Source organism: Lentibacillus salicampi, from assembly GCF_004565465.1.
In the GTDB taxonomy this organism is placed as follows: Bacteria; Bacillota; Bacilli; order Bacillales; family Amphibacillaceae; genus Lentibacillus; species Lentibacillus salicampi.
The window spans coordinates 1-25251 of sequence record NZ_SRHY01000021.1 but is presented as its reverse complement, the minus strand read 5'-3'; the positions used below and the strand labels follow the sequence as shown (position 1 = coordinate 25251).

General features: G+C 48.7%; 20 protein-coding genes and 2 pseudogenes. 4 read left to right on the top strand and 18 right to left on the bottom strand.

Annotated elements, in window-relative coordinates:
• Positions 1–50: 50 nt before the first annotated feature.
• Positions 51–635: a CalY family protein gene (locus tag E4U82_RS12100; RefSeq protein ID WP_135110445.1), complete on the bottom strand. Its 585-nt coding sequence runs from the start codon at positions 633–635 to the stop codon at positions 51–53.
• 138 nt (positions 636–773) lie between these two features.
• Complete coding sequence (locus E4U82_RS12095) at positions 774–1274, bottom strand: prolipoprotein diacylglyceryl transferase (RefSeq protein ID WP_135110444.1); 501 nt, start codon at positions 1272–1274, stop codon at positions 774–776.
• 546 nt (positions 1275–1820) lie between these two features.
• Here E4U82_RS12095 and E4U82_RS12090 point away from each other — a divergent pair.
• Positions 1821–3980: a Xaa-Pro dipeptidyl-peptidase gene (locus E4U82_RS12090; RefSeq protein ID WP_245183571.1), complete on the top strand. Its 2160-nt coding sequence runs from the start codon at positions 1821–1823 to the stop codon at positions 3978–3980.
• Between the two features lie 180 nt (positions 3981–4160).
• Here E4U82_RS12090 and E4U82_RS12085 read toward each other — a convergent pair whose 3' ends face one another.
• The 7 genes and pseudogenes from E4U82_RS12085 to E4U82_RS12060 all read right to left on the bottom strand — a co-directional run bounded on the left by E4U82_RS12085 (position 4161) and on the right by E4U82_RS12060 (position 12263).
• Complete coding sequence (locus tag E4U82_RS12085; protein WP_135110443.1) at positions 4161–4544, bottom strand: hypothetical protein; 384 nt, start codon at positions 4542–4544, stop codon at positions 4161–4163.
• A 198-nt stretch (positions 4545–4742) separates the two neighbouring features.
• The gene (locus tag E4U82_RS12080; protein WP_245183570.1) at positions 4743–5864 is read right to left on the bottom strand and encodes an endonuclease/exonuclease/phosphatase family protein; all 1122 of its coding nucleotides are present in this window, start codon (positions 5862–5864) and stop codon (positions 4743–4745) included.
• Between the two features lie 54 nt (positions 5865–5918).
• Positions 5919–7391, bottom strand: coding sequence for a serine hydrolase domain-containing protein (locus E4U82_RS12075; protein ID WP_135110442.1), 1473 nt, complete (start codon positions 7389–7391; stop codon positions 5919–5921).
• A 55-nt stretch (positions 7392–7446) separates the two neighbouring features.
• Positions 7447–7686 (bottom strand): FIMAH domain-containing protein, encoded by a 240-nt coding sequence (locus E4U82_RS20635; protein WP_425339524.1) that lies wholly within the window; start codon positions 7684–7686, stop codon positions 7447–7449.
• Between the two features lie 27 nt (positions 7687–7713).
• Positions 7714–8967 (bottom strand): annotated as a pseudogene (locus E4U82_RS12070) (exo-beta-N-acetylmuramidase NamZ family protein); the annotation flags it as partial.
• A gap of 493 nt (positions 8968–9460) precedes the next feature.
• Entirely contained in the window at positions 9461–10048 is a 588-nt protein-coding gene (locus E4U82_RS12065) for a CalY family protein (protein ID WP_135110440.1), read from the bottom strand.
• Between the two features lie 193 nt (positions 10049–10241).
• Positions 10242–12263, bottom strand: a complete 2022-nt coding sequence (locus E4U82_RS12060; RefSeq protein WP_135110439.1) for a glycoside hydrolase family 3 protein — start codon at positions 12261–12263, stop codon at positions 10242–10244.
• Positions 12264–12574: 311 nt separating this feature from the next.
• On the opposite strand from E4U82_RS12060, the gene E4U82_RS12055 reads away from it, so the two are divergent.
• Positions 12575–12784 carry a hypothetical protein gene (locus E4U82_RS12055; RefSeq protein WP_135110438.1) on the top strand — a complete coding sequence of 70 codons (210 nt, stop codon included), beginning with the start codon at positions 12575–12577 and terminating at the stop codon, positions 12782–12784.
• Between the two features lie 49 nt (positions 12785–12833).
• Here the strand turns inward: E4U82_RS12055 and E4U82_RS12050 are convergent, their stop codons facing one another.
• From E4U82_RS12050 to E4U82_RS12025, 6 genes are all read right to left on the bottom strand, one after another.
• Positions 12834–14597 carry an L-lactate permease gene (locus E4U82_RS12050; protein ID WP_135110437.1) on the bottom strand — a complete coding sequence of 588 codons (1764 nt, stop codon included), beginning with the start codon at positions 14595–14597 and terminating at the stop codon, positions 12834–12836.
• Between the two features lie 82 nt (positions 14598–14679).
• Positions 14680–15465 (bottom strand): fumarylacetoacetate hydrolase family protein, encoded by a 786-nt coding sequence (locus E4U82_RS12045; RefSeq protein WP_135110436.1) that lies wholly within the window; start codon positions 15463–15465, stop codon positions 14680–14682.
• 4 nt (positions 15466–15469) lie between these two features.
• Complete coding sequence (locus E4U82_RS12040) at positions 15470–15652, bottom strand: hypothetical protein (RefSeq protein WP_135110435.1); 183 nt, start codon at positions 15650–15652, stop codon at positions 15470–15472.
• 352 nt (positions 15653–16004) lie between these two features.
• Positions 16005–17474: an FAD-linked oxidase C-terminal domain-containing protein gene (locus E4U82_RS12035; RefSeq protein WP_135110434.1), complete on the bottom strand. Its 1470-nt coding sequence runs from the start codon at positions 17472–17474 to the stop codon at positions 16005–16007.
• A 91-nt stretch (positions 17475–17565) separates the two neighbouring features.
• Positions 17566–18906: a (Fe-S)-binding protein gene (locus tag E4U82_RS12030; protein ID WP_167751402.1), complete on the bottom strand. Its 1341-nt coding sequence runs from the start codon at positions 18904–18906 to the stop codon at positions 17566–17568.
• An 81-nt stretch (positions 18907–18987) separates the two neighbouring features.
• Positions 18988–20301, bottom strand: coding sequence for an FAD-binding oxidoreductase (locus E4U82_RS12025; protein ID WP_135110432.1), 1314 nt, complete (start codon positions 20299–20301; stop codon positions 18988–18990).
• 245 nt (positions 20302–20546) lie between these two features.
• On the opposite strand from E4U82_RS12025, the gene E4U82_RS12020 reads away from it, so the two are divergent.
• The gene (locus E4U82_RS12020; protein WP_135110431.1) at positions 20547–21101 is read left to right on the top strand and encodes a hypothetical protein; all 555 of its coding nucleotides are present in this window, start codon (positions 20547–20549) and stop codon (positions 21099–21101) included.
• Between the two features lie 67 nt (positions 21102–21168).
• On the opposite strand, the gene E4U82_RS12015 is transcribed toward E4U82_RS12020, so the two are convergent.
• A complete protein-coding gene (locus tag E4U82_RS12015) occupies positions 21169–23352 on the bottom strand; it encodes a malate synthase G (RefSeq protein WP_135110430.1) in 2184 nt (727 codons plus the stop codon).
• A 147-nt stretch (positions 23353–23499) separates the two neighbouring features.
• On the opposite strand from E4U82_RS12015, the gene E4U82_RS12010 reads away from it, so the two are divergent.
• Positions 23500–24384 carry a LysR family transcriptional regulator gene (locus E4U82_RS12010; protein ID WP_135110429.1) on the top strand — a complete coding sequence of 295 codons (885 nt, stop codon included), beginning with the start codon at positions 23500–23502 and terminating at the stop codon, positions 24382–24384.
• Between the two features lie 206 nt (positions 24385–24590).
• Here E4U82_RS12010 and E4U82_RS12005 read toward each other — a convergent pair whose 3' ends face one another.
• Together E4U82_RS12005 and E4U82_RS12000 are read right to left on the bottom strand one after the other, a co-directional pair.
• On the bottom strand, positions 24591–24809 hold the full coding sequence (locus E4U82_RS12005; protein WP_135110428.1) for a hypothetical protein: 219 nt from the start codon (positions 24807–24809) through the stop codon (positions 24591–24593).
• 109 nt (positions 24810–24918) lie between these two features.
• Positions 24919–25134: pseudogene (locus E4U82_RS12000) on the bottom strand (IS4 family transposase); the annotation flags it as partial.
• Positions 25135–25251: the final 117 nt, after the last annotated feature.

The window sequence follows — 25251 nt, the reverse complement described above, 5'->3', positions numbered from 1 at the left end:
CTTACATGAGAGAGGCAGGTTTATCCTGCCTCTTCTGTCTCCAACGTCCATTAATCCTCCTCGTCTGCAGCTTGCTGGGCATTAAATGTCCACTCCAGATTTAAGGAATCACCCTGGAATTGGTTCTGATCTTCTCCGTTATCGACAAAATTGAACTTAACAACCAAGTCATCGCCTGTTCCCGGTTCAAGCCCGTCCTCAAGCAATGGATCAAACACGTGCTCATTAACAGCTTCCGGTGACATGCTTTGCAGTTCGGCTAATGTTGTCTGGTAAATCACTTCATCCAGCTTATCAGCATTGTACAGAAATTCGACCTCAATATGAGTTCCAAAGTCACCAGTATTGTCACCTTCTGCATCGATGACGTCGTAATTTGTTTCCAGAAGCACCTTGTCGATAGCGAGTGATCCATTATTCTGCAGTTCGAAATCGCGGGTCATGGAATCACCTGGCTGCATGTTGTCAACTTCAATTACCTGTGTCGGCTCTACCGCCAGATCAAATGTCCCGGCCGCAAATGCATTGTTCGTGGCCTCGCCGTCGCTGAAATACGCATACGTTCCTCCACCCATTAATGATAAACCGAGTGCTGCCGTCATGACCCCCATACCTAATTGCTTTTTTATTCCCATTCAAACGCCTCCTTTAAATTTTTCCCTGACAAGCAGGGTTATTTATTTAAATGCCCATAGACTGGATATCTATGGACATTAAAGCAAATGTTTAACTTTCTACTACTGGGACAAAGGGTCAGGCCCCTTGTTCCACTTTTAATCCGACTCTGACGCCGGTGTGATCGTTGACTTATCTTCCTCATTTGCTTCTTTAGGCTCCGATTTTGTCTCGCCTTTTGTCTCTGCTTCTGCTTGATCACGATCTACCTCTGAAGATGCATCGGGTTTTTCTACTTCCCTGGATGGATGTGCTGACGACTGTTCTGATGTTAAAGTTTGATTTGTTGTATCTGTCTTTTCATGCTGTCCAGATTGATCTGTGGCTTCCTGCTGACCCGACTGTTGTTGGCCCTCGGTACTGGATGATTGGGTATTGTCCTCTCCCTTGCTACTGGAATCTTCAGCTGGTTCTGTTGGTTCTTCACCAAAATCACTAGAAAATGAAATATTCACGGATGCCTCTTCGGAATCCTGAAAATAAGCGCTCGTTGGTGATGTAAGCAGAAAAGTGATTAAAAAGGAAAAGTAAACCACCGCAGATAGTTTAAAGAAAAGGCTTTTAAAGTTCCTGCTTTTTACGGAACGACTACTTTTCATTTCATCCCCTCTCCTTATCTCTCGATTGAAAACCAATGTGCTAACAATTTATTCATGGTACTTCGATGAACCAGCTACCCTATTATGTTCTATGATATTGTTACTAAGGAATCTATTTGTTTTTAAAATACTCGAAATCTTATTAATAGACTATCAAGTTATTGTGCACCAGTCTATATAACTTTGGTTCCACTTTTATAAATTTTCCGTTATTTTCCTGCCCTTTTGCCTAGTTCTTTTTTCGTTTTTAATCGAAATGACAGGTTTAAGGTAAAAAAATACCCAGTTTTGTCGAGGCAATCCATGAAGTTGTTCAAAAGTCCGCTAGAATGACACACGTGAATGGAGCCTCTGCTAAACCGTCCAGAGTCCTATGCAGACGCGGAAATTACCACACCCTGCGGAAACCGCACGCCAAAACAATCTGATTCACTACTTTTCGACTAATCTGCACCCAAAATATTTCTGAAAATTAGTATAAAATTCTCTTCCTATTTTCTCTATTAACCGCTACTCTAATAGCAATCGATAGATTAGGAGGGATTTTTGTTAAAAAATGGCACATACAAATTTATACCAATTGTATTGATCCTATTGTTGTCAGCTGTTTTAGCTTACCCATCTCATGCAGATGCCAGTACAGAAGGCGAATTTGTACCGGATACCGGCTATCAGCTCGAAAACGGTGTAACAGAACCGATCTATTCGTATGAGGACGCAATCAGAGAAACGATCTATGTTGAATCATCATTAGACAGCGATAACGATGGTGAGCCTGATCGTATCGCAGCAGATATCATCCGCCCAAAGGAAACCGAAGATGATCTGCAAGTGCCCGTTATTATGGATGCAAGCCCTTACTATGAACGTCTTGGGCGCGGCAATGAATCTGAGATCAAAGACCCCAACGCTGACGGCACGAATGAAAAATTCCCGCTATTCTACGATAACTATTTTGTGCCAAGGGGCTATGCCGTTGTGCTGGTCGATATGGTCGGGACAAATAATTCCGACAGCTGTCCGACAACCGGAGGCTACGAAGAAACAGAAAGTGCCAAAACAGTCATTGAGTGGCTGAACGGAAACGGGACCGCTTGGAATGAAGATGGCGAGAAAATCGAAGCCGACTGGACGACAGGTAAAACCGGGATGATCGGTAAATCTTATGATGGCACCGTTGCGAACGGCGTTGCTGCCACGGGCGTTGAAGGGCTGGAAACCATCGTCCCAATCGGAGCCATCAGCAGCTGGTATGACTATTACCGATATGGGGGCATTCCATTTTACCCGAATGGACCGAGCGGCCTGGCCAGAACGGTGGTAAGCAGCGACAGTATTGAAGCATGTGCACCTGTTAGGGAGGAAATCAGAGCCGGGGCTGATGATGAGACCGGTGATTACAATGAATTTTGGGATGAGCGCAACTTTGTGAAAGATACCGATAATGTAGACGCAAGTGTTTTCGTTATCCATGGTTTGAATGATTATAATGTTAAAGCCAACCATTTTTCCAATTGGTGGGGAGAACTTGCCAACAATGATGTACCACGGAAGCTTTGGCTGACACAGACCGGGCATGTTGACCCATTTGATTTTCGCCGGACAGAATGGGTAGACACGCTTCATCAATGGTTTGACCATTGGCTGCTTGATATCGACAACGGCATTATGGAGGAGCCGGCGGTTGACATTGAACGTTCAGCCGATGAGTGGAAAACCTATTCATCGTGGCCACTTGAAGACTCAGAATCAGTTAAGGTAAAACTCGGACCGGAGACAGACGAATTACCCGGAACGTTGACAACGACAGCTGTTAAAGGCAGCTTCAGCCAAACGTTCACAGACGATCCTGAACAGACAGAACCAGAAATGGTTGAAGACAAATTAACAGCAAAAGAAAACAGATTAATGTTTTTGTCTCCTGAATTAAAAGAGGAGATGACATTAAGCGGCGTTCCTGAATTTGATATTCGAGCAATGGTAGATGCGGCGGATACAAATCTGACAGCCATGATTGTGGATTACGGAACGGATGAACGTGTGAACCATCTTGACAGAGGCGAGGGCGTCCGTACACTGGAGACTGAGACGTGCTGGGGTGAAAGTACTGATGTGGACGATGCCTGTTATAAGGAAACAGAAAAAACAACGCACACGGCACCATATGAAATTGTTACACACGGATGGCTCGATGCCCAAAACTGGAGGGCATTGGATCAAACAGATATTCTGACACCAGGCAAAAGCTATCGTTTTCAATGGAGTACGCTCCCTGAAGACTATGTTTTCAAAAAGGGCCACCGCATTGGCATCGTGATTGCAGGCAGTGATGACAGACGGCTCATGACGGATGAGAACCGGGCAACGACCAATGTTTCACTGGGTCAGAGTCATGTGAAATTGCCGATTGTCGGCGGCAAAAAGGCATTTGAGCGAGCAATGGGCGGGCTTCCGTACTTGCAAAATCTTGTTGACGAACTGAAGGATGATGGTGAATTCAATGATGAAGACGCCATTCGCCATGTGGAAACCCACTTAAATGTACTTGCTCATTATAAAAACACGGGATTCATGGACAAAGCGATAAAACATCTGAATGGATTTAAACCGCTGCTTGAGCATCAGAAGGATCATAACATACTATCAGAGATGGCTTACAATCAGTTAATGCCGGCAACTGAGAGTTTACTTGATGATTGGCAGTAGTTTTTAAGTTTATTAGCCTAAAAGAACGATAAACATAAGAAAATAAATAAAAGCAAACCAGTAAAGAACTAACGGTATATGTAGTGAACAAAAACGCTCAGAAAGGTGGTTACCCCTGAAAGACTCTAACTTTTGGGGTTCGGTACCATCTTCATCTGAGCGTTTTTGAAGTGAAATCATTTAATATGACCACTGGAGGTAGTCGAGCTCGTACAGGAATACTACTAACCCGTGCGAGAACTGCTCTAACTCGTGCAGGATTGCTCTCAACTCGGGCGAGAAATCCCTTAACTCGTGCAGGATTGCTCTCAACTCATGCGAGAAATCCCTTAACTCGTGCAGGATTGCTCCTAACTCGGGCGAGAAATCCCTTAACTCGTGCAGGATTGCTCCTAACTCGTGCGAGAAATCCCTTAACTCGTGCAGGATTGCTCTCAACTCGGGCGAGAAATCCCTTAACTCGTGCAGGATTGCTCTTAACTCGTGCGAGTACTCTCTTAACTCGTGCAGGATTGCTCTCAACTCGGGCGAGAAATCCCTTAACTCGTGCAGGATTGCTCTCAACTCGTGCAGAAGCCGCCAACCGCCCTATGCAGAGCAGTTGCCAAAACTGAAATACCAGCTAGGAACCGCCCTTTCAAACCCAAAAGCCGGACAGCTGAACTGCCCGGCTTTTATTCTAAGGCTGGTGAAGGTGGCAGGATTGAAAACCTTATGAACTTCCACTTCCCTTGGACAGCTTGCCTGCCCTTTGTCCCAGACTTACTGCCAATCACTTATCAAATAATCTGCATCCGTTTTCAATGTTTCATAAGCATCCTCTGATATATTGTCCTGCTGGTGATCCAGCAACCTTTTAAATCCTTCCATATGTTTTACAACTTTTTCCGCTGCTTCTCGATCTTCATAATGACTGACAGCGGCCAAATGCATTTTTAACGAATGAACGTCTACATCGCTGGTGAATTCGCCTTCTTCGTCAAAATGATCAACAAGAGCCTTCAAACTGGATGCATCCAATGGGTGTTCCCCGGGTTCTAAGGTGACATCGGCCGTGACCGGTAAATGGTCGGACGCCATTGACGAAATAACACTGGCTGACTGGACTTCCATTCCCGGTGTTGTTAGCACATAGTCAATTCTTTTATCCGGAGAATCGGATGGGAACGTATAGCCTGGGTCTTCATTCGTCAAAGCCCAGGTATCTTCAAACTGTTCGAAAAGCGGTGCCAATTCGGGTGAATCAGGTGTTGCGTTCATATCACCGGTCAGAATGCTGTTGCTGTGGCTGGATGTGATGTCGCGCATATCATCAACTTGCAATTCCCGTACTGTCGGGTCTGATCGGTAATCAAGGTGTGTAACATAAAACCACACTTCCTCTCCGTCGACATGAATTTGTGCTTCAAGAAAACCAGGCGCGGGTTTTGGAACCGGGTCAGCATCCTGGGTGGACAGCCTCGCTATTTCGCGGTTTTCAGCATGCAAAATTGGATATTTGCTTAAGACAGCTATACCGTATTGTCTCCTCGGTTCTCCCGCTGCGGGCGGATCCAAATTATAGATCGGCGCAAAGAAGTAGTCCATATTTAATGTGTCGGTCAGAATCTCAACCTGATTTTCAAACTGGCTTCGACTACTCCAGTTAACGTCAACTTCCTGCAGTCCAATTATATCTGAACCGGATTCGCGAATCGTTTCGGCAAGCCTGTCCAAGTTGTAGCTTCCATCTGTTCCAATGCCTGTGTGCATGTTATAAGTTGCAAGTCTGACCGTCAGTTCATTGGCTGGCTGGTTATCTTCCTGAGCTTTACCAGCTACCGTTACAGGTAATACGGCAAACAAAATCACCATTGCTGCAACCATGGTAAACCACTTCTTCACATAAACCCCTCCATTTCAACGCGTGGTACAACCCTACCGTTCCAGGTACAAAATCTATTGCCACTTACCGATCAAATAATCTGTGTTCCTGTTAAGTGTTTCATAGGCATCCTCCGACATGTTTTCTTCGTGATGATCCAACAGCGTTTTAAACCCTTCCATATGTTTGACGACTTTAGCGGCCGCGTTCTCATCTTCATAATGGCTGACAGCGGTCAGGTGTATTTTCAACGAATGGGCAGCACGACCACTACTAAATGCCCCTTCATCTGCAAAATCCGCGACAAGTTCTTCTAAAGTTGACGCACTCCATGCATCGATCGCAGCGGCCGTCTTTCCGGCCACTGCCTGACGGATCGGATTGGTGGACGGTGCCTCACGTGTCGGGTGAACTTTATTGGTTAGTAAAATCGCTACGGCATTTTTGCTTGGGCTGATCACGATTGATGTGCCGGTGAAGCCAGTATGCCCCATGGTTGTCGGCTCAGATAAATTCCCCATATACCAACCCTGGTTCAGCTCCCAGGCTACGCTGTGTGCGTTCCCCGGGTATTCGGGCAGCTGATTCGTTTCCATCAAATCCACGGTTTCGGCTTCAAGAATGCGTGTACCGTCGTATATGCCGTCATTCAGGATCATTTGCGCAAATACCGCCAGATCCTGTGCCGTGGCAAACAAACCGGCGTGACCGGCAACACCGTCCATCGCCCAGGCGTTTTCATCATGCACCTCGCCCCAAACGATGTCCCGGTCGGTCTGTGGCTGATATTCGGTTGCCGCAATACGATCTTTCAGCGACTCGGGCGGGTTGAACATCGTGTCGGTCATGTCAAGCGGCTCGGTAATATTTTTTTCAACATATTGGTCAAGCCGCTCGCCTGAAATTTTTTCAATGATTGCAGCCATCGTAATCATATTCAGATCACTGTATGCGTAATTGGTTCCTGGATCATGCTCCAATTCAGTCGCAAATACCTCTGCATAGGCTTCCGCACGGGAATCTGTCGTCTGATAGAGCGGAATCCACGCAGGGAAACCGGATGTGTGCGTCAGCAGTTGCCTGATCGTGACGTCGGCCTTTCCATTTTGCGCAAATTCAGGAATATAGTCCGCCACCGGATCGTCCAGGCTAAACGCTCCCTGCTCATACAACTGCATCGCAGACGTTGCGGTGAACACTTTCGTAATGGATGCCAAATCAAATATGGTGTCCGTTTGCATGTCCACTGGATTGTCCATTTCGGTAAAATCATCATCCAAATAGCGTGCCGCATAGCCGTACGCGTCTTCTTTTACAATGGTCCCGTTTCTAGCCGTCAAAACGACAGAACCGGCCATGTACTTATCGGCGACTCCCTGCTGAATAACGCCATCAATGTCATCTAACGGCGCCTGCAGCATCTGCACGCTATCCGGCGCGCCGGTCTCGATGATAGGCGAGGCAGCCGCGGTTTTTCCAGTGCCTGCGAAAAATACCAAAGCGAGTACTGTACCAGCCAGCGTAACTGACATAAATCTATTTTTCATATCTGTTTCTCCTCTCTAAAGTGGGACAGAGGGTCTGACCCTTTGTCCCACTTTTTTATCCCCATTGTCCGATCATCGATTCCGTCTTATGTTTCAACGCCTCATACGCTTCATCTGAGATTTGCTCATTGTCCAGCTGATGATCAAGCAGCAGACGAAAACTTCGTATATGTTTGGCCACTTTATCTGCAGATTCACTTTGTTCAAAGCGGTCTACGGCTGTCAAGTGCATCGTTAACGCACGAACGGCTTCATCATCGGCAAACGCCCCTTCCGCTTCAAACTGTTCCACCATGTCGATTATCTCCTGGGTGCTTGTCGTGTACAGCAAATAATCGCGTCGTACATCTTTAAAATCGTCCAAACCTTCCTGCCATTGCGCGACGATTGCGTCAACCGATGTGCCATTTTTAATTTCTTCACGTACCCAGCCATTGCCGATCAGGTTATCGAAAAATGAGACACCCGCACTGTTCTCGGCACGGAAGGCAAAATCATCCGGATACATATCATGAATGGTTTTCACAATAGTCAGCCCGGTTTTGACAGGCTGATAAGCGCCTTTGTCTTTAATATGAATTTCCACGCCCCCGGACAGCTCGCCGGCATGTTTGGAAAACTGCGGTGTAAAATACGCCGATCGGAATTGGACGCCTGACAACCCGGCATCATTCAACGCTTCTGCAAGATCGGTACCGTCAATGAACGGCGCACCAATCAGTTCAAACGGTTTAGTTGTGCCACGTCCTTCCGACACATTCGTCCCTTCAATCAAGGCAGCACCTGAATAAACATTGGCTGTATCAAGCGTTGGCATATTCGGTGATGGCAAGACCCACTCAAGCGGGGTGTCATCATAGTCCATCCAACGCTCCCATCCATCCATTTCGACCACTGACAAATCAGCATTGAGGTCAAACTCCTCGTTAAATAACAACGCCAACTCGCCAACCGTCATACCGTGACGGAGCGGGATCGGATATAAGCCGACAAATGAGGAATAGTCGGAATCAAGCACAGGCCCCTCCACGTTGACACCGCCAATCGGATTCGGCCGGTCGAGCACCATGAATTCAATGTCATTTTCCCCGGCAGCTTCCATCGCATAAGCCATCGTGTAAATGTACGTGTAAAAGCGCGTGCCGACATCCTGAATGTCGAACAGCAGAACATCAACGCCCTCAAGCATTTCCGGTGTCGGTTTTCGCGTTTCCCCATACAGACTGTAGACAGGCAGCCCTGTTCGTTCATCAATGTAAAATTCGACATAGCCCCCGGCCTGTTCACTTCCACGAACCCCATGCTCCGGCCCGTACAAGGAAACAAGGTTCACATCCTGATCGTTGTGCAGTGTATCGACAATACTGTTTAACTCCTGGTCAACCCCCGTCGGATTCGTGATCAACCCGACATTTTTCCCTTCCAGCTGATCCAATTGCTTATTTAAAAGTACTTCAACACCGGGCGAAAAGCTTTCCTGCTCTTTTGCCTCATCTGTTCCATCACCTGCCACTGCCGCCGGTATCAAGGCTATCAGGAAGACGACTACCAGCGTCGCAAAAGACCATTTTTTCATGGATATCCCTCCGTTTTTTCATATTTTGGTATGGAGGTACTATTGACTGCACCTCCCCCTGTTCAGACCGTGCATGTTCATTAATCGATGTTTATAAAATACTGTCGGAATTGGATCTAAAATCGTCCCTGCTACAGTCCCCCCTGCGCACGTCGCGTTGAGGCTGCTCTCGCTCGAGTTCGGGGCACTCCCGCTCGAGTCACAGCCGCTCTCGCTCGAGTTCAGAGCACTCCCGCTCGAGTCACATCCGCTCTCGCTCGAGTGCAGAGCACCCTCGCTCGAGTCACAGCCGTGCTCGCTCGAGTTGGCAGCCGCTCTCGCTCGAGTTCAGAGCACCCCCGCTCAAGTCACAGCCGCTCCCGCTCGAGTTGAAGCCGCCCCACAAGAGGCCGTTCCCCCACGTGTCACTGATTCAAGTCTTCCATTCAAAATATTTTTTGCTTCTGACATGAAAGAGGCAGGTTATTCCTGCCTCTCTTGTCTTAGACGTCTGTCAGTTATCTTCACCATTTGTTTGCTGTGCATTAAAGGTCCACTCGAGATTTAACGAGTCACCCTGGAATTGGTTTTGCTCTTCACCGTTATCGGCAAAAGCGAATTCAACAACGAGGTCATCGCCTGTACCGGATTCAAGCCCGTCTTCACCGAGCATCGGCATGAACACTTCTTCGTTGACTGCTTCAGGTGTCATATTTTTTAGCTCGGCCAAAGTCGTTTCATAAACCACTTCATTCAGCTGATCAGCGTTGTATAAAAATGTTACCTCAATATGATTTCCAAAGTCATCGGTGTTATCGCCCTGATCATCAATCACGGAATAATCCGTTTCCAAAAGCACCTTATTAATATCCAATGAACCGTTGTTTTGCAGCTCAAAATCCCGTGTCATCGATTCCCCTGGCTGAATATTGTCGACTTCAATCACCTGGGTCGGTTCCACTGCTAAATCAAGCGTTCCGGCTGCAAACGTGTTGTTCGTTGTCTCGTTGTCGCTGAAATACGCGTACGTCCCTCCCCCGATTAACGATAGTCCAAGTGCCGCCGTCATGACGCCCATGCCTAATTGCTTTTTAATACCCATACAAACGCCTCCTTTGAAATTTTGCCCCTATGATAAGGACTGTTTATTGAAATGCCTTATAGAATGGATATCCACAGGCATTACAAACGCGTTATTGTGTTTTTGGGACTGGTGGGACGCAGGGTCTGACCCTTTGTCCCAATGGGACACGGGGTCAGACCCCATGTCCCGCCTTGCAGATCCCGCGCCTCCTTTATGACCATTTTTCAATCAAGCGGTCGGTTTCCGTTATCAGGTAGCTGTGCGCTTTCGCTGAGATCGCTCCGCCCGCTTTGTGATGATCGAGCAATTGTTTGAAACGGTTCATGTGTTTGATGACTTTTTCGGCTGAATCATTTTTTTCAAAATGGTTCACGGACGTTAAATGCATTGTGATGGAGCGTGCTGTTCGCTCACCCTCGATTTCTCCCGCTTCCGCCAGGCTTTCTACGAGTGTTTGCATACCGTCAGCACTCAGTGGCGTGTCCACATAATCCAGTCCGTGGCCCTCGTCATACATGTCCGGGATGGTCACTGGAAGCTTGCCGGATGGGTTGACATCACCAGAGATGACGTTTGCCAGTGCTTTCACTGACACATCCTGAAAACCGTATGTGGCTAAGTAAGCATCGACTTCCGGGAAAACCATGAGATCATAGGGGTTCCGGATCGCTGCCACAACAACCGGTTTTCCTGCCGCCTCAAGCGCGTGCACCAGTTCCTCCTGTGCCGCATTGGTGTTAGCAGTATATGTTGTGACCACTACTTTTTCAGCATCTTCAGCATTCGCGACAGCTTCCTCGATTTCGCCATCAGTCGGGCTTGTCCCTGTTGCAAAACTGTTTGCTTCAATTCCTTTTTCAGTTAACTGATCCGATAGCAAATCGGGTTTCGCAGCTGATGGCCCGGTAATGAACACATCGTCGTTACCATTCAGCGGCAGCACGTCATTCTCATTTTTAACTAGCGTAATGCTCCTATCGGCAATCTCATCTGCCGTCTGCAAATGATCGTCCGTACCGATATTATCGATGGCGTCCGGATCAGTGTATGGATCGTCAAAAAGACCCTTGTCCATCTTCGCTTCTAAAATGCGGTAGACTGACTCATCTATTCGTTCTTCAGTGATCTCCCCGTTTTCAACCGCTTCCATCATGCTGTTATGAGCCAATTCAACATCAGGCGGGTTTAACAGAACGTCATTCCCGGCTTTAAACGCTTCCACCGCAACACGATCTTCCGGTACAACATTGGCGCCGGACATGCCAAGGCTGTCCGTGATAATCAGACCGTCAAAGCCCATTTCTTCGCGCAATAAATCGGTCAGAATCGGTTTTGACAGGGTTGCCGGAAGCCCCGAATCGTCCAATGCCGGCACAACAATATGCGCCGTCATAATCGAATCAATACCTGCTTCAATCGCTGCTTTAAACGGCTTCAAATCCACTTCATGCAAGGTTTCCAGGTCATGATTGATAATCGGCAAGCCGTAATGGGAATCCACAGCCGTATCACCGTGGCCGGGAAAATGTTTCGCTGTTGCGAGTACGTTTTGCTGTTTGTATGCGTTTACTTGTGCCACAGTCAGACGCGACACCAAATCAGGATTTTCACCAAACGAACGGACACCGATCACCGGGTTTGCCGGGTTGATATTCACATCTGCAACAGGTGCATAGTTCATATTAATCCCAAGACTGCTCAGTTCCTCACCCAAAATACCAGCCGACGCGGCCGCATACTCCTCAGAGCGCGTCGCACCAAGCGCCATATTGCCGGGAAAAACAGTACCCGGACTGGTCACGCGTTGAACAATGCCACCCTCTTGATCGGTTGAAACAAAGAGAGGAATTTCGCTCTGCTGTTCCATGGCAATCTCCTGCAAGCCATCCGAAAGCGCATTCACTTGAGCCATATCAATAGGTGTCCCGATATTATCGGTCCAGTTAAAATAAATCACACCACCCGGATGATAATTTTCAATGACTTCTTTGAAATTTTTTCCACCACGGTTATTATTTAAATTGGTCTGCTCGTAATCAGGATCCGTTGGGGTTTTTCCATAAACATGGACGACAAATAACTGTCCGACTTTTTCCTCAAGTGTCATGTTTTCCATCTTTTCGTGGATAAAATCTTGTTTGCTATCATGACTGTCCGCAAATGTATAAGCCGGAAAAATAAGCGCCAAAACCAACAGCAACGAAAGAGTTGACAACAAATGACGATTTTTCATTCTTACGCCTCCCATATGATAGATTTTTGCGAAACCACCGTGACACCTCACCTCCTTCTTTTATGAACCTGATTTGCATATATGGGTAAAATCTAATCTTGGAGACTAAGATTAGACTTTTCATGGACGGATTTGGGGGATCTGACCACCTCTTGTAAAACGATGGTGAATGTTGTTGTATTTAGATTATCAAGTTAACGCACGCCCGTCTATATAACTTTTGACTGGTTTTTGCAAATTTTCTATATTTTATAAATCATTATGCCTAGTACTTTACGCACTGCTTATTGAGGACCAAAGGCGGGGCTTGCATGAGTTGGGGGTGGCGCTCGCATGAGTTTGTGAACTTCCTGCACACGTTGGGGCGGGGCCCGCTCGATTTGGCCCGTTTCCCGCTCGATTCCCTCTGCTCCTCGCTCGATTTGACCTCCTTCTCGCTCGATTTTTCCCGTTTCCCGCTCGATTCCTTCTACCCGCCGCTCGACCAAAGAACCGCCCTTGGCCCCGCCTCTTCAAAATAAATGCAGCCCCATCCAGACGGACAGGGCTGCATCTCTCTATAGCAAAACATCAGGCAATATTTTTCCGATCTAGTGCCGACAAACGCTTTTTGTTCGTCGCAACAATGTAAATGGCGATGGCCCAGATGATCATAGCCATAATCGAGCCGATGTTGAAGATGCCTTTATCGGCTGTCCACATGATGGAATAGCCGATTGAACCGGCCAGAAGCGCGTAATAGGCAAAAGGGATCAACGTTTTCCGGATGACGTGGCCTTCCTTGCCGACAAGTCCGACAACGGCAGATGCAGCCACAACGTTATGCACACAGATCATGTTGCCAGCTGCTCCGCCGACCGCCTGAAGCGCAACCATCCACGTTGCACTTGCCCCGATATTTTCACCGACCCCGAACTGGAAATACGAAAACATCATATTGCTGATCGTATTACTGCCGGCTACAAATGCGCCAAGTCCGCCGATGAATGTGGCAAAAAACGGATAGAGTTCGCCGCCCAAATCAGCAGCGGCTTCAGCGAGAACGAGCGGCATCTCCTGAAAGCCTGCTGCCCCGCCATCCGTGTTCAGGAAGACCTGCACCATTGGCACCGTAAAAACCAATGCCGTACTGGCTGCTATCATGTTTTTAGCCGAATCTTTCCAGGCGGTGACAAATTCGTGGCCCTTCATGCCGTGGATAAAGTATGTCAGAACGGCTACGACGATAAAAATGAAACCTGGTGAATAGAGAATCTCCCATTCGGCTGTGATTTCCGTTCCAAATAGATTCGGAATCCGTATAATCGCAGCCTGCATCCATTCACCAAGTGGGGTCAATCTTGAAATAATCAGCAGGAGTGCAATTAAAACATATGGTGCCCATGCGCGCCACATGCTGATTTTTCCGGCATTGACATCATGGTGCTTCAGCTCGACCTTCCCATTCCAAAGCGGATCCCAGCGGTCTTTTGGTTCGAAATCCCATTCTTCACCTTCTTCCGGCATTAAGAAACCTTTTTTCGCTGCTGGCACGACGATCGCGAGCCCAATCAAACCACCGAACATAGCCGGGAATTCCGGTCCCATCGTGTAGGCGACCAATAAGTATGGAAGTGTCATGGAAAGCGCGGCGAAAATCGCGAACTTCCACACTTGAAGCCCTTCACTGAACGATTTATTTTTTCCAAAAAACCGTGTGAGAAGCGCAACTAAAAACAACGGAACCAGTATACCGGCAAGCGTGTGGAGCAGAGCGATTTTGCCGGCGAGACCGAATACGAAACTTGAAACGTCTGTGATTTGACTTAGCGGCTCAACCCCCGTGCCTACCCCGACAACGATCGGCGTCCCGACTGCACCGAATGAGACGGGCGTACTCTGAATCACCATCCCAGAGACAACCGCCGCCATCGCGGGGAAGCCGAGCCCGACCATCAGTGGCACAGCAACAGCTGCCGGAGTTCCAAACCCAGCAGTCCCCTCAATAAATGATCCGAAAAGCCATGCGATGATGATGACCTGAATGCGACGGTCCGGCGTGATATCTGTAAAACCGCGGCGAATCGTGTGCAGTCCGCCACTTTCCTGTAAGGTGTTCAACAGCAGGATCGCACCGAAAATAATGAATAATAGCGTCACAGCAACAACCAGACCGTTGACAGAAGCAGCAGCGACCTTCGGGAATGTCACGTCCCAGACGAAAAGTGCCAAGAGAACCGCCACAATGTAGGAGATCGGCATGGCTTTACTTGCAGGCCATTTAAGACCTACCAAAAACACAGCAACAGCAATGATCGGAAGCAAAGCAAGAAAAGCTAAAGTTCCAGTTCCCAAGGTGAATTCCTCCCTTACTAAATTTTAATATCGCAAACGGAAATTTGGCGTTCATGCATAGCTGAACGCATATCGGCCGAATTTACCGTGAACGCGCACTTACCTTTTGCACAACCGGATTCTGCAGATCACCGATGCCCTTAACGCTGCAAATAATGTAATCGTCGTCTGTTATCATTTCCGCCCCAAGCGGACTGCCGGTTAAAATCACGTCGCCTGCCTCCAGAGTCATCACGCTTGATAAATAAGCGACCATTTTACGCATTGGCACAATCATGTTCGCTGTCGGGCTATCCTGCTTTTTTTCACCATTCAAATAGGCTTCAACGCGTGCGCCGTCGGGATTAAAGTCGGTTTCGATACAGGGGCCGAGTGGTGTAAACGTGTCGAATGACTTGCCCACCGTCCAGTGCCCGTCGTCATGGAAAAACTTTGGTGCCGTCACGTCATTTGCCACGGTGTAGCCGAAAATATAATCCGTCACTTCTTCCTCGGACAGATCGCTGGCACGTTTCCCCATCACCACTGCCAGTTCGGACTCAAATTTCACCTCGCTGGTTCCCTCCGGTATCACAATCGGCTTACCGCCACCAATCACCGACGAAACCGGTTTGTAAAAAAACACCGGCAAATCAGGCACTTTCGCGGGTAAATCATTCGGTTCCGCAACATAGTTCGCCCCAATGCCAATCACATGCCTTGGTGTAAGCGGTTCCAAAATCTTGATGCTGTCCGCCGTATAAAAGTTCCCAGTCACTTCCCAATCGCCGGTGAACATATCGCCTGCAATTGGCTTAAATCCCATATCTGTTACGATCCCCTGTAAAATGGTTTGACTGTTCTTCGGCTTAAACCGGATGAATTTCATTGTATCAACTCCCTTTAAAATGAAGTGGGCCGGGTTCTCCCGTTGATGTTGGCGTACCTACCGGTGATGTTTGCTCGCCCACCGTTGATGTCCGCGCTCCTACCGTCGATACGCTCGCTCCTACCTTCGATGTTTGCGCTCCTACCGTTGATGCTGACGCTCCTACCGGTGATGTTTGCGCCTCCACCGTTGATAAACGCTCCTATACCATCGATGTTCGTGCTTCTACCGTTGATACTCTCGCTCCAACCTTCGATGTTCGCGCCCCCACCGTTGATGCTGACGCTCCTACCGGTGATGTTTGCGCCTCCACCGTTGATAAACGCTCCTATACCATCGATGTTCGTGCTTCTACCGTTGATATCCGCTGCCCCACCATCGATGTTCGCGCCTCTACCATTGATACCCTCGCTCCTACCTTCGATGTTCGCGCCCCTACCGTTGATATCCGCTACCCCACCTTCGATGTCCGCGCCTCCACCATTGATACTCTCGCATCCACCGGGCGCTATCTCCGAGATGGGACAGGTGCAGGCATCTCAATTGATGGATGCCGCTGCTTCTTTTTTCTCGTTATGTTTCACTTCAACACAGCGCCCCGGTTCCGGAAAGAGTTTCCCGGGATTCAGCAAATCATCCGGATTGAAAACATGGCGGATATCTGTTTGCGCTCTCATCTCTTCGTCACTGAAAATAAACCGCATTTCCGCCGATTTTTCGATGCCGACACCGTGCTCGCCGGTGATCGAGCCGCCAACATCCGCACAGACCTGCAAACATTCGGACCCTGCTTTAGACGCCCGGTCACTTTCGCCGGGAACACGCGCATCAAACAGGATGAGTGGGTGCAGGTTGCCATCACCGGCATGAAAAATATTTGCGATCCGCAGTTCATATTTCCGGCTGATTTCGGTGATACGTGTGAGCACTTCAGGCAGGCGTGTTCTCGGAATGACGCCATCCTGGACAAGGTAGTCCGGCGAAATCGCTCCCATCGCACCGAAACCCATTTTGCGGTTGGCCCACCACATACTGCGCTCAGCTTCATCTTGCGCTACCTTCACGTCACGCACATGATTGCTTTTGCACACCGTTAAAATGTCATCGATTTGGTCATCAATCCCTGCCTGGATGCCGTCCACTTCAATCAGCAAAAATGCCGCAATGTCGCGTGGGTGCCCGACCGGATAGGCCGACGCCTCAACTCCTTCAATCGCGATCTCATCCATCATTTCCAGTGCGGCCGGGATGATGCCGGTTGCGATAATGTCGGACACCGCCTGGCTTGCATCATCAATATCGTCAAAATACGCTAGGGCCGTTTTCTTCCCTTCAGGATTTTTCAAAATATTGACGGTAATTTTCGTCACAATTCCAAGCGTCCCCTCTGAACCGGTGAGGAGTCCAAGCAGATCATACCCCGGCTGATCCGGTACACCACTTTTTCCGATTTCCATCATCTCACCGCTCGGCAAAACGACTTCAAGACCCAAAATATGATTGGTCGTGACGCCGTATTTCAGGCAGTGCGCACCCCCGGAATTTTCGGCCACATTGCCGCCAATCGTGCAGGCATACTGGCTTGACGGATCTGGCGCGTAATAGTAGCCCTTATCGGAAATCGACTGGGTCAGCTTCAAGTTGATATAGCCCGGTTCAACAACGGCTTGACGGTTTTCCAGATCAAGCTCGAGGAGCCGCTTCATCCGGACAAGGCTGATGATGATCTCGCCGCCCCTTGGGGTTGCACCGCCACTCAATCCTGTACCGGCACCACGCGCAATGTACGGAACCCCAAGTGCATTCAACTGCTTGACGACATCCGCCACGTGCTGTGTATTCCGGACGAACACGACTGCCCTTGGCATGCCTCGTTCCAGCGTATAGCCGTCACATTCATAGGACAGGAGATCCTCCTTTAAATAAAGCACATTTTCTTTACCAGCAATGGTGATTAACGCGCTTGCAACGGCATCCGGCTTTTGTTTAGCTTGCTTTTTCCGAAACATCCTGTTCACCTGCTTTCGAGTAAAATCTATGTTTAAAAAATGGCCTTCATTTCCCGCGCACTTTACCGTAGCGGGGGACAGACCCCCTTACCTACAGCTCATATTCGTGCATTTTCTGCTTATCCTTTTCATACGCCCAGTCAAGGAGCTGTACGGTATGAACGACTTTCTCCTTCCGCCCGTATTTTTGCACACCCATCGCAATTTGCAGCATACAGCCGGGATTGCCCATTGAAATCATGTCAACATCGCCTGGGACATCATCGATTTTGCGATCAAGCAGTCTCCCGGCCATCTCTGGATGGGTCAGATTATAGATACCCGCACTTCCACAGCACCGATCTGCATCAGGCAAATCGACCATCTCCACCCCCGGGATGCCCTCCAAAAGTTGGCGCGGCTCTTCGCGGACACCCTGCCCGTGCGCTAGATGACACGCGTCATGATAGGTCACGGTTGTGTTGACTTCCGATTGCGGCCGTTTGAAATCATGGTCATACAAAAACTTGGTAATGTCTTCAATTTTTTCGGAAAATTCCTCCGCAAGCGGCAACATCTCCGGATCATTCCGGAATAACTCATCATATTCCTGGAGCGCACAACCACAGCCCGCCGCGTTGACAAGAATTTTATCGTAGTCTTTGAACGCTTCGATATTCTTTTTAGCCAGCTGTTTTCCGGCATCCCGTTCACCGGCATGGATATGCAGCGCCCCGCAGCAGCCTTGATCAGGCGGTAGGCCCACCTCAAAGCCATTATGCGTCAGCACGCGGATGGTCGCTTCGTTTACATCATTAAACATGACGTCCATGACGCAGCCGGTCAAAATGGCCACACGCCCCTTTGTCTTGCCCTCTGCCGGAATGATGTCAGGATACCTGCCCAGAACCGGCTTGCCGACATCAGGAAGAGTTGCCTCCATATCTTTCAAGTGGTCCGGCATCACATTGAAGGCGCCCGTTTTCCTGGCCGCTTTTTGCAGACCGCTCTTCTGGTAAAAGCGCATCAGGGTGCCTAGTTTATCCATCCGCTTCTTATGCGGGAAAAATTGATTCAGAACCGTCTTTTTAAACGTCCCGGAGATACCTGACAACGGCATTGACTGGTTGATTTGCCCACGTGCCTCTTCAATCAGACCGCCAACCTGGACATTGGCCGGACAGGCGGTTTCACACGCTCGACAGTCAAGGCAGTTATAAATCGGATCGGCAAACGCCTCATCAAGGCTGATCTTACCCTCGGCCACCGATTTAATTAAGTAAACACGGCCCCGCGGTGAATTTTGTTCCTCACCGGTTTCCTGATATGTCGGGCACGCCTCCAGGCACAAGCCGCAATGAACGCAGTCCGCCCATTTCGTTGCATCGGGAACATCCTCCCAAATATAATTTCCCAGCGGATTCGACTGACACGCCGGCTCGGTCTTTTCCATCTGATGATCTTCCGTAACGGCGGCAGCTGCTGATCGATTGGATTTGCCGCCGCCCAGCATATCTGCTAAACCCATGCTCATCTAAATCCCTCCCACAAACCGCTGCCGGTTCAAAAGTTTCTTCGGATCATTCGTCTGTTTAATCCCTTCCAGTAATGAAAAATAGGCTGGCTTCTCCCCCCACACATCGGCTGCAGGCCTCATCTCGAACGGTAAATGAGTGCAAATCACATATCCATGCTTGTTTTCCACCGCTGATCTGAGCGCTTTCGTAAAGGCGATGATATCTTCCGGAAATCCGTTTAGATAAACGCGCGAAATTCCGTGCCCGGCACCGCCATGTGCTTCCAGCGAAACATGATGCACCCCGGCCAGTTCCTCGGCTATTTTTAAATTGGCAGGAACATCTGACGGCAGACTGCCTAGTTTTAACGCCGCTTGTGTGTCGGTGGCGTCCGGGTCATCATTGTGACCATTCGGGCCCTGATGACGGAACGCATCCCACCACTCACTTGCCTCCTGTTCACTGAGGATGGTCTGTGTGACTCCTGACGGTAGATGCTCCGTCACCCACTTTTCCTGCTGAATAACAGCTTTTTCTTGATCTTCAAACGCAATCACCAGCGTATAAAGCCGTTCACCGGTTAACTTTTCCGATATGGATGGTGTCAGAACCTCAAGCGACACCGGTTCCATCATCGAATCCAGGATACATCTCGCAACATCATGCATCTTCTGTTCACCGCCATCCGGAAAATGCACAAGTGAGAGCCCCTCATATTTGGGAAGCGGCCGCAATTTGAGTGTGATCTCGCTGATGACCCCCAACGTCCCCATCGCGCCGATAAACAGTTTGTTCATGTCATAACCCGCCACATTTTTAACCACCTTGCCGCCCGTCCGAATCACACGGCCGTCCACATAAACAATCCGCGTCCCGATCACAAGGTCCCGCGCCGATCCGTAAAGCAGTCGTTTGCAACCGCTGTCATTCGCAGCAACAATCCCACCAATCGTCGCCAGCTCCGGCCACGGCGGGTCAAGCGCTAGACATTGCCCACTTTCCGCCAATTGATCGGATATCTCCTTTAATGTCGTGCCAGGTCTCACCGTCAACGTCAGATCACCAACCGAATGCTCAACAATGCCCTTGTAATTTGCGAGCGACAGCAAAATATCCGCTTCTTTCATCGTGCCGCCATAACCCCGCTTCGTGCCGCCCGACATAATATTGACCGTTAGCACGTGCTCATTTGCGTATTGCAGTACATTCGAAATATCTTCTTCGGAATGGGCTTGGATTATCTGACGTCCGCCGTTCCCCAGCGGATGGTCTGTTTCACTCTCTTTTATTTGCTCTCCCGGAACAACTGCTTCGATCGTTGATGTGGTCATATAGGCGTCCTCCTCACTCAGGTAAATGTCATTTTTTGTTATAGAACACCATGAACAATAGTAGTCCACTTTGTTTCCAGTTAACCAGTGTCGTATAACAAAGTCGATATTATTTTTTAAATACTCCAAAAATTTATGAGATACGCGTTCTTTCGACTACGTTCAACAAAGCGGTGGGTGTAGGCCGCTGCTGAAACGCGTCCGGGCGGTTTGCGAACGGACTTTAGGAGGTCGTTCTCGCTCGAGTGCGGGCATTCCTGCTCGAGTTCAGGTGCTCCTCGCTCGAGTTCGCGGTATTCCTGCTCGAGTTCAGGCGCTCCTCGCTCGAGTTGGCGAGATTCCTGCTCAAGTTCAGACCCTCCTCGCTCGAGTTTGCAGGATCCCTGCTCGAGTGCGGACCCTCCTCGCTCGAGTTTGCAGGATTCCTACTCGAGTGCGGACCCTCCTCGCTCGAGTTTGCAGGATCCCTGCTCGAGTGCGGACCCTCCTCGCACGAGTTTGCGGACTTCCTGCACGAGTTGGGGCCGTTCTCGCACGAGTTTGCGGACTTCCTGCACGAGTTGGAGCCGTTCTCGCACGAGTTTGCGAGGTTCCTGCACGAGTTGGAGCCGTTCTCACACGAGTTTGCGGACTTCCTGCACGAGTTGGGGTTGCTCTCGATCGATTTTTCCCGCTTCTCGCTCGTTTTTCCCCTCCACTCGCTCGACTTTTCTCTCTTCTCGCTCGACTTTCCCCTCCGCTCGCTCGATGCACCTCCGCGCTCGCTCGATTTCGTCAGCGCCCCTCCCCAGCCACCATAATAGAACCAGCAGGAAAAATGAGAGGACAGGCCGCGCCTTAACACTTCCTCTCATTTCCTGCTGGTTCTTACCTTGCTGTATTCATGGCTTGCTTTTCCTTTGCTTCGAGTCGGCGCTGGTGCAGAATCGGCTCGGTATAACCGCTTGGCTGCTCGCGTCCTTTAAATACCAAATCACATGCCGCCTGGAATGCGACCGAATCATCATAATCCGGCGCCATCGCCCGATACGCTGGGTCGTCGGCATTTTGTCTATCCACAATGACAGCCATTCGCTTTAACGTGTCCATCATCTGCTCCTCTGTGCAAACATCATGATAAAGCCAATTGGTGAGCATTTGGCTGGAGATACGTAATGTCGCACGGTCCTCCATCAGCGCCACATCGTTAATGTCGGGAACCTTTGAACAGCCGACGCCCTGCTCGACCCAGCGCACGACATAACCGAGCAATGTTTGGCTGCTGTTATCAAGCTCCTCCTGAATCTCATCAGCTGTCCAGTTCGCCTCACGTGCGACCGGGAGTTGTAAAATATCATCGCGGTAGTCCGTCACTTCTTGTTCAATTGCGTTCTGGATCGCCCAAACATTCGCCTGATGATAATGCAGCGCATGCAGGGTCGCTGCCGTTGGGGACGGCACCCATGCCGTGTTGCCGCCTGCTTGTAGATGGCCGATTTTCTGCTCAAGCATATCCGCCATCAGGTCCGGCATCGCCCACATGCCTTTACCGATTTGCGCTTTTCCTTTTAACCCGGCAGCAAGCCCAACACGGACGTTATTCTTTTCATACCCATTCAGCCATGTCGATGCTTTCATCTCACCTTTTCGAATCATCGAGCCGGCTTCCATGGAGGTATGGATTTCGTCACCTGTTCGGTCCAGAAATCCGGTGTTAATGAAAACTACACGCTCACGCACCTCATGAATGCAGTTTTTCAGATTCAGGCTTGTGCGGCGTTCTTCATCCATCAAACCAATTTTCAGCGTATTACGCGCCATGTCCAGCATATCTTCCACGCGGGAAAACAATTCATTGGCAAACGCTGCTTCCCTTGACCCGTGCATTTTTGGCTTCACAATGTAAACAGAGCCGGCCGGTGAATTTTGATATGGACCATTACCGAGCAGACTGTGTTTCGCCATCAAACTGGTAAACACCCCATCCAATATACCTTCGAACACTTCATTACCATTTGCATCCAAAATGGCACTGTTTGTCATCAGATGCCCGACGTTGCGCACGAACATGAGCACGCGTCCGGTCAATCGAACCTCTCCGCCATCAGGCCCCGTATATGTACGGTCAGGATTTAACTCGCGCGTCACATCTTTTCCGTTTTTCGAAAACACAGCCGTCAAATCGCCCCGATTCAGGCCGAGCCAGTTCCGGTAAACGAGCGTCTTATCTTCGGCATCGACGGCCGCCACCGAGTCTTCACAGTCCATGATACTCGTTGTCGCGGATTCCATGAAAATATCTTTAACACCGGCTGCATCCGTTTTACCGATGGCGTCTTTCGGATCGATTTGAATCTCCACATGCATGCCGTTATGCCGGAGCAAAATCGCATCAGGATTGTCGGCGGGTCCGTGATAACCGGCAAATTGCACTGCATCTCTGAGCCCGACCAATGCACCGTTTTCCAGCGTCACCTCAACCTGTCCGCCGCTGACCGCATAACGGACAGCATCATGATGCGACGCTTCCGCAAGCGGTAGACGTTCATCCAAAAAATCTTTGGCAAAAGCAATCACTTTCTCACCGCGCACAGGATTATACGGCCCCGTTTTCTCAGTGCCACCATCTTCACTGATCACATCTGTGCCGTACAGCGCATCATAAAGCGACCCCCACCGTGCGTTGGCAGCGTTCAGAGCATAGCGGGCATTGTCAATCGGCACAACCAACTGCGGCCCCGCTTGATGCATAATGACCTCGTCAACATGATCCGTCGTGATAGTAAAATCCGCCACCTCAGGCTCCAGATAGCCGATATTTTTCAGAAACGCTTGGTATGTGTCAAAATCAACCCCATCATTTTCCTTATGCCACACGTCGATCTGCTTTTGGATTCTTTCCCGTTCCTCCAGCAGCGCTTTATTTGTCGGCGTCAAATCAGCCACAAGTTTATCTAAGTCCTGCCAGAACCTCGCCTCGTCAAGCCCTGTTCCTGGCAGCGCCTCTCTATTGACAAACGCATAAAGTTCTTTAGCCACTTGAAGATTGCCCGTTTGAATGTAATCTGTCATTACGGAACCCTCCCCTTTGTCCTTTATTTCATTCTAATGGAAGCGCACCAGAAACTAAAATACATGTTTTGCATGAACACTATTCCTTTTAGCTATACCTTGGCGTATAATGGGCTTAACCATATAGATGAAAGGATGTCGATGCATATGGACATCAGGCAGCTAACATGTTTTGCGGAAGTCGCCCGGCAATTGAACGTCACACGGGCGGCTGATACACTGCATATCTCCCAGCCATCGCTGAGCAAAACAATCAAAAACCTTGAGGCCGAGCTTGGTGCACCGCTCTTTTATCGCGGATCCCAGCAGCTTGAACTGACAGATGCTGGCGAGGCCTTTTTGGTTAATGCCAAAAAAGTGCTTGAGGCGTTTGATAATCTAACATCCGAATTGAATGACGTGATTGATTTAAAGCGCGGGGAAATCAAAATCGGCATCCCCCCAATTATCGGTGCCGCATTTTTTTCAACATTCATCAGCCACTACAAAGAAACCTACCCTTCCATTGACTTGTTATTGACAGAAGTCGGCAGCAATAAAATCAGACAAGGCGTCACGGACGGCGAACTGGATATCGGTCTGATCTGCAATCTGCCGGCACAAAAGGAAAACCTTGAAACCATTCAACTCTTAAAAGATCCACTCATGCTTATGGTCCACAACGATCATCCCTGGGCCGACAGAACAACCATTGATTTTGCAGAGATCGAAAACGAGCCGCTCATTTTATACCGGCATGACTTTTCCCTCCATGACCGGATTATGGAGGCGTGTGCAGGATACCGCTTCGAACCGAAAATCGTCTGTGAAAGTTCCCAGAAAGATTTCATGATTGAAATGGTCGATGCCAAACTTGGCGTGACGCTACTGCCAAGCCGCATCTGCCGCCAGATTAAGAATGAAAATCTGGCCGCGATTCCTTTCTCCCGGCCTGAGGTCAATCTGGAACTCGGCATGATCTGGAATAAGGATAAATACTTGCCGTACGCGGTGCGAAAATTTATCGAGATGTCGGAGTCGTATCGGGTGTGAAGGGGGGGGGGTGCGGGTGATATCTTGACGTTGTTGCGCGGAATGAGGCAAGTGTCGCGAGTTAGAGTCTTACCGCGGGATCTCCTCAACCCTTTTTAGGGGAAATATTTGCACTTCCTTATTCATCTTCATTGTAAATAATGAATATATTTTGATTTCATACCAAAGAATAATCGGATTCCTGCAAAATTTAAGCCTGTGTTAGCTCACATCTGCAGTAAAAAAATCTGCATTTGATTATCTCCATCTTCATCCCCGCTCCAAAATGATTCGACCCTTTTCAGCTCTTGATATTGCTCAATGAGCTCTTTAACGAATTTGCTGGGCTCAGGAGGATTGTTGACAAAATCAGCAAAATCCTTAAACTCCTTTTCTGAATCAAAGTTAATTTCAGTTGATTTAACTGGTCTGGTGGCTGACGTCATTTTTTATCCCCCTTGTACATTATGTTTGTAACAAATTTTTTAGGTTTTTAATAGATCCATTTGCTTCTTGTAAGCTTTTCTTTATTTATCCAAAACATTTTTAACATCCTCAACTTTCGCAGCACAAATTAGGCAGATAAGCCTTGATATAATTGGGCAAGGCGGAAAACCATTGATGTAATTGACCTTTGATTAGTTGTTTGAATTTGTTATTGGTCTTTTTTAAAGCATCTTCAAAAAGCTCGATTAACTGTTGCAGTGCCACAGCCCAATCAAGTTCATTTATTTCGTCACAGATTTCATAAAACATACCGCCTAGGAGCCTTGGACAGAAGTATTTCAAAAAATCCCGCTTCATTTCACTACAACCTATTTTTATGTAAAAAAATGGAAATGATTTAAAAAAGGGTATGCCAAATAAGCTTCACGTTTATGTCATTTT

What these genes read in the sequence shown, in the direction of transcription:
- E4U82_RS12025 (WP_135110432.1), bottom strand. Translation starts at nt 20,301, where the DNA reads ATGACCACATCAACGATCGAAGCAGTTGTTCCGGGAGAGCAAATAAAA.
- E4U82_RS12100 (WP_135110445.1), bottom strand. Translation starts at nt 635, where the DNA reads ATGGGAATAAAAAAGCAATTAGGTATGGGGGTCATGACGGCAGCACTC.
- E4U82_RS20635 (WP_425339524.1), bottom strand. Translation starts at nt 7,686, where the DNA reads ATGGTGGAACAGTTTGAAGCGGAAGGGGCGTTTGCCGATGATGAAGCC.
- E4U82_RS12015 (WP_135110430.1), bottom strand. Translation starts at nt 23,352, where the DNA reads ATGACAGATTACATTCAAACGGGCAATCTTCAAGTGGCTAAAGAACTT.
- E4U82_RS12055 (WP_135110438.1), top strand. Translation starts at nt 12,575, where the DNA reads ATGAGTTGGGGGTGGCGCTCGCATGAGTTTGTGAACTTCCTGCACACG.
- E4U82_RS12060 (WP_135110439.1), bottom strand. Translation starts at nt 12,263, where the DNA reads ATGAAAAATCGTCATTTGTTGTCAACTCTTTCGTTGCTGTTGGTTTTG.
- E4U82_RS12065 (WP_135110440.1), bottom strand. Translation starts at nt 10,048, where the DNA reads ATGGGTATTAAAAAGCAATTAGGCATGGGCGTCATGACGGCGGCACTT.
- E4U82_RS12010 (WP_135110429.1), top strand. Translation starts at nt 23,500, where the DNA reads ATGGACATCAGGCAGCTAACATGTTTTGCGGAAGTCGCCCGGCAATTG.
- E4U82_RS12005 (WP_135110428.1), bottom strand. Translation starts at nt 24,809, where the DNA reads ATGACGTCAGCCACCAGACCAGTTAAATCAACTGAAATTAACTTTGAT.
- E4U82_RS12030 (WP_167751402.1), bottom strand. Translation starts at nt 18,906, where the DNA reads ATGGAAAAGACCGAGCCGGCGTGTCAGTCGAATCCGCTGGGAAATTAT.
- E4U82_RS12035 (WP_135110434.1), bottom strand. Translation starts at nt 17,474, where the DNA reads ATGTTTCGGAAAAAGCAAGCTAAACAAAAGCCGGATGCCGTTGCAAGC.
- E4U82_RS12075 (WP_135110442.1), bottom strand. Translation starts at nt 7,391, where the DNA reads ATGAAAAATAGATTTATGTCAGTTACGCTGGCTGGTACAGTACTCGCT.
- E4U82_RS12095 (WP_135110444.1), bottom strand. Translation starts at nt 1,274, where the DNA reads ATGAAAAGTAGTCGTTCCGTAAAAAGCAGGAACTTTAAAAGCCTTTTC.
- E4U82_RS12045 (WP_135110436.1), bottom strand. Translation starts at nt 15,465, where the DNA reads ATGAAATTCATCCGGTTTAAGCCGAAGAACAGTCAAACCATTTTACAG.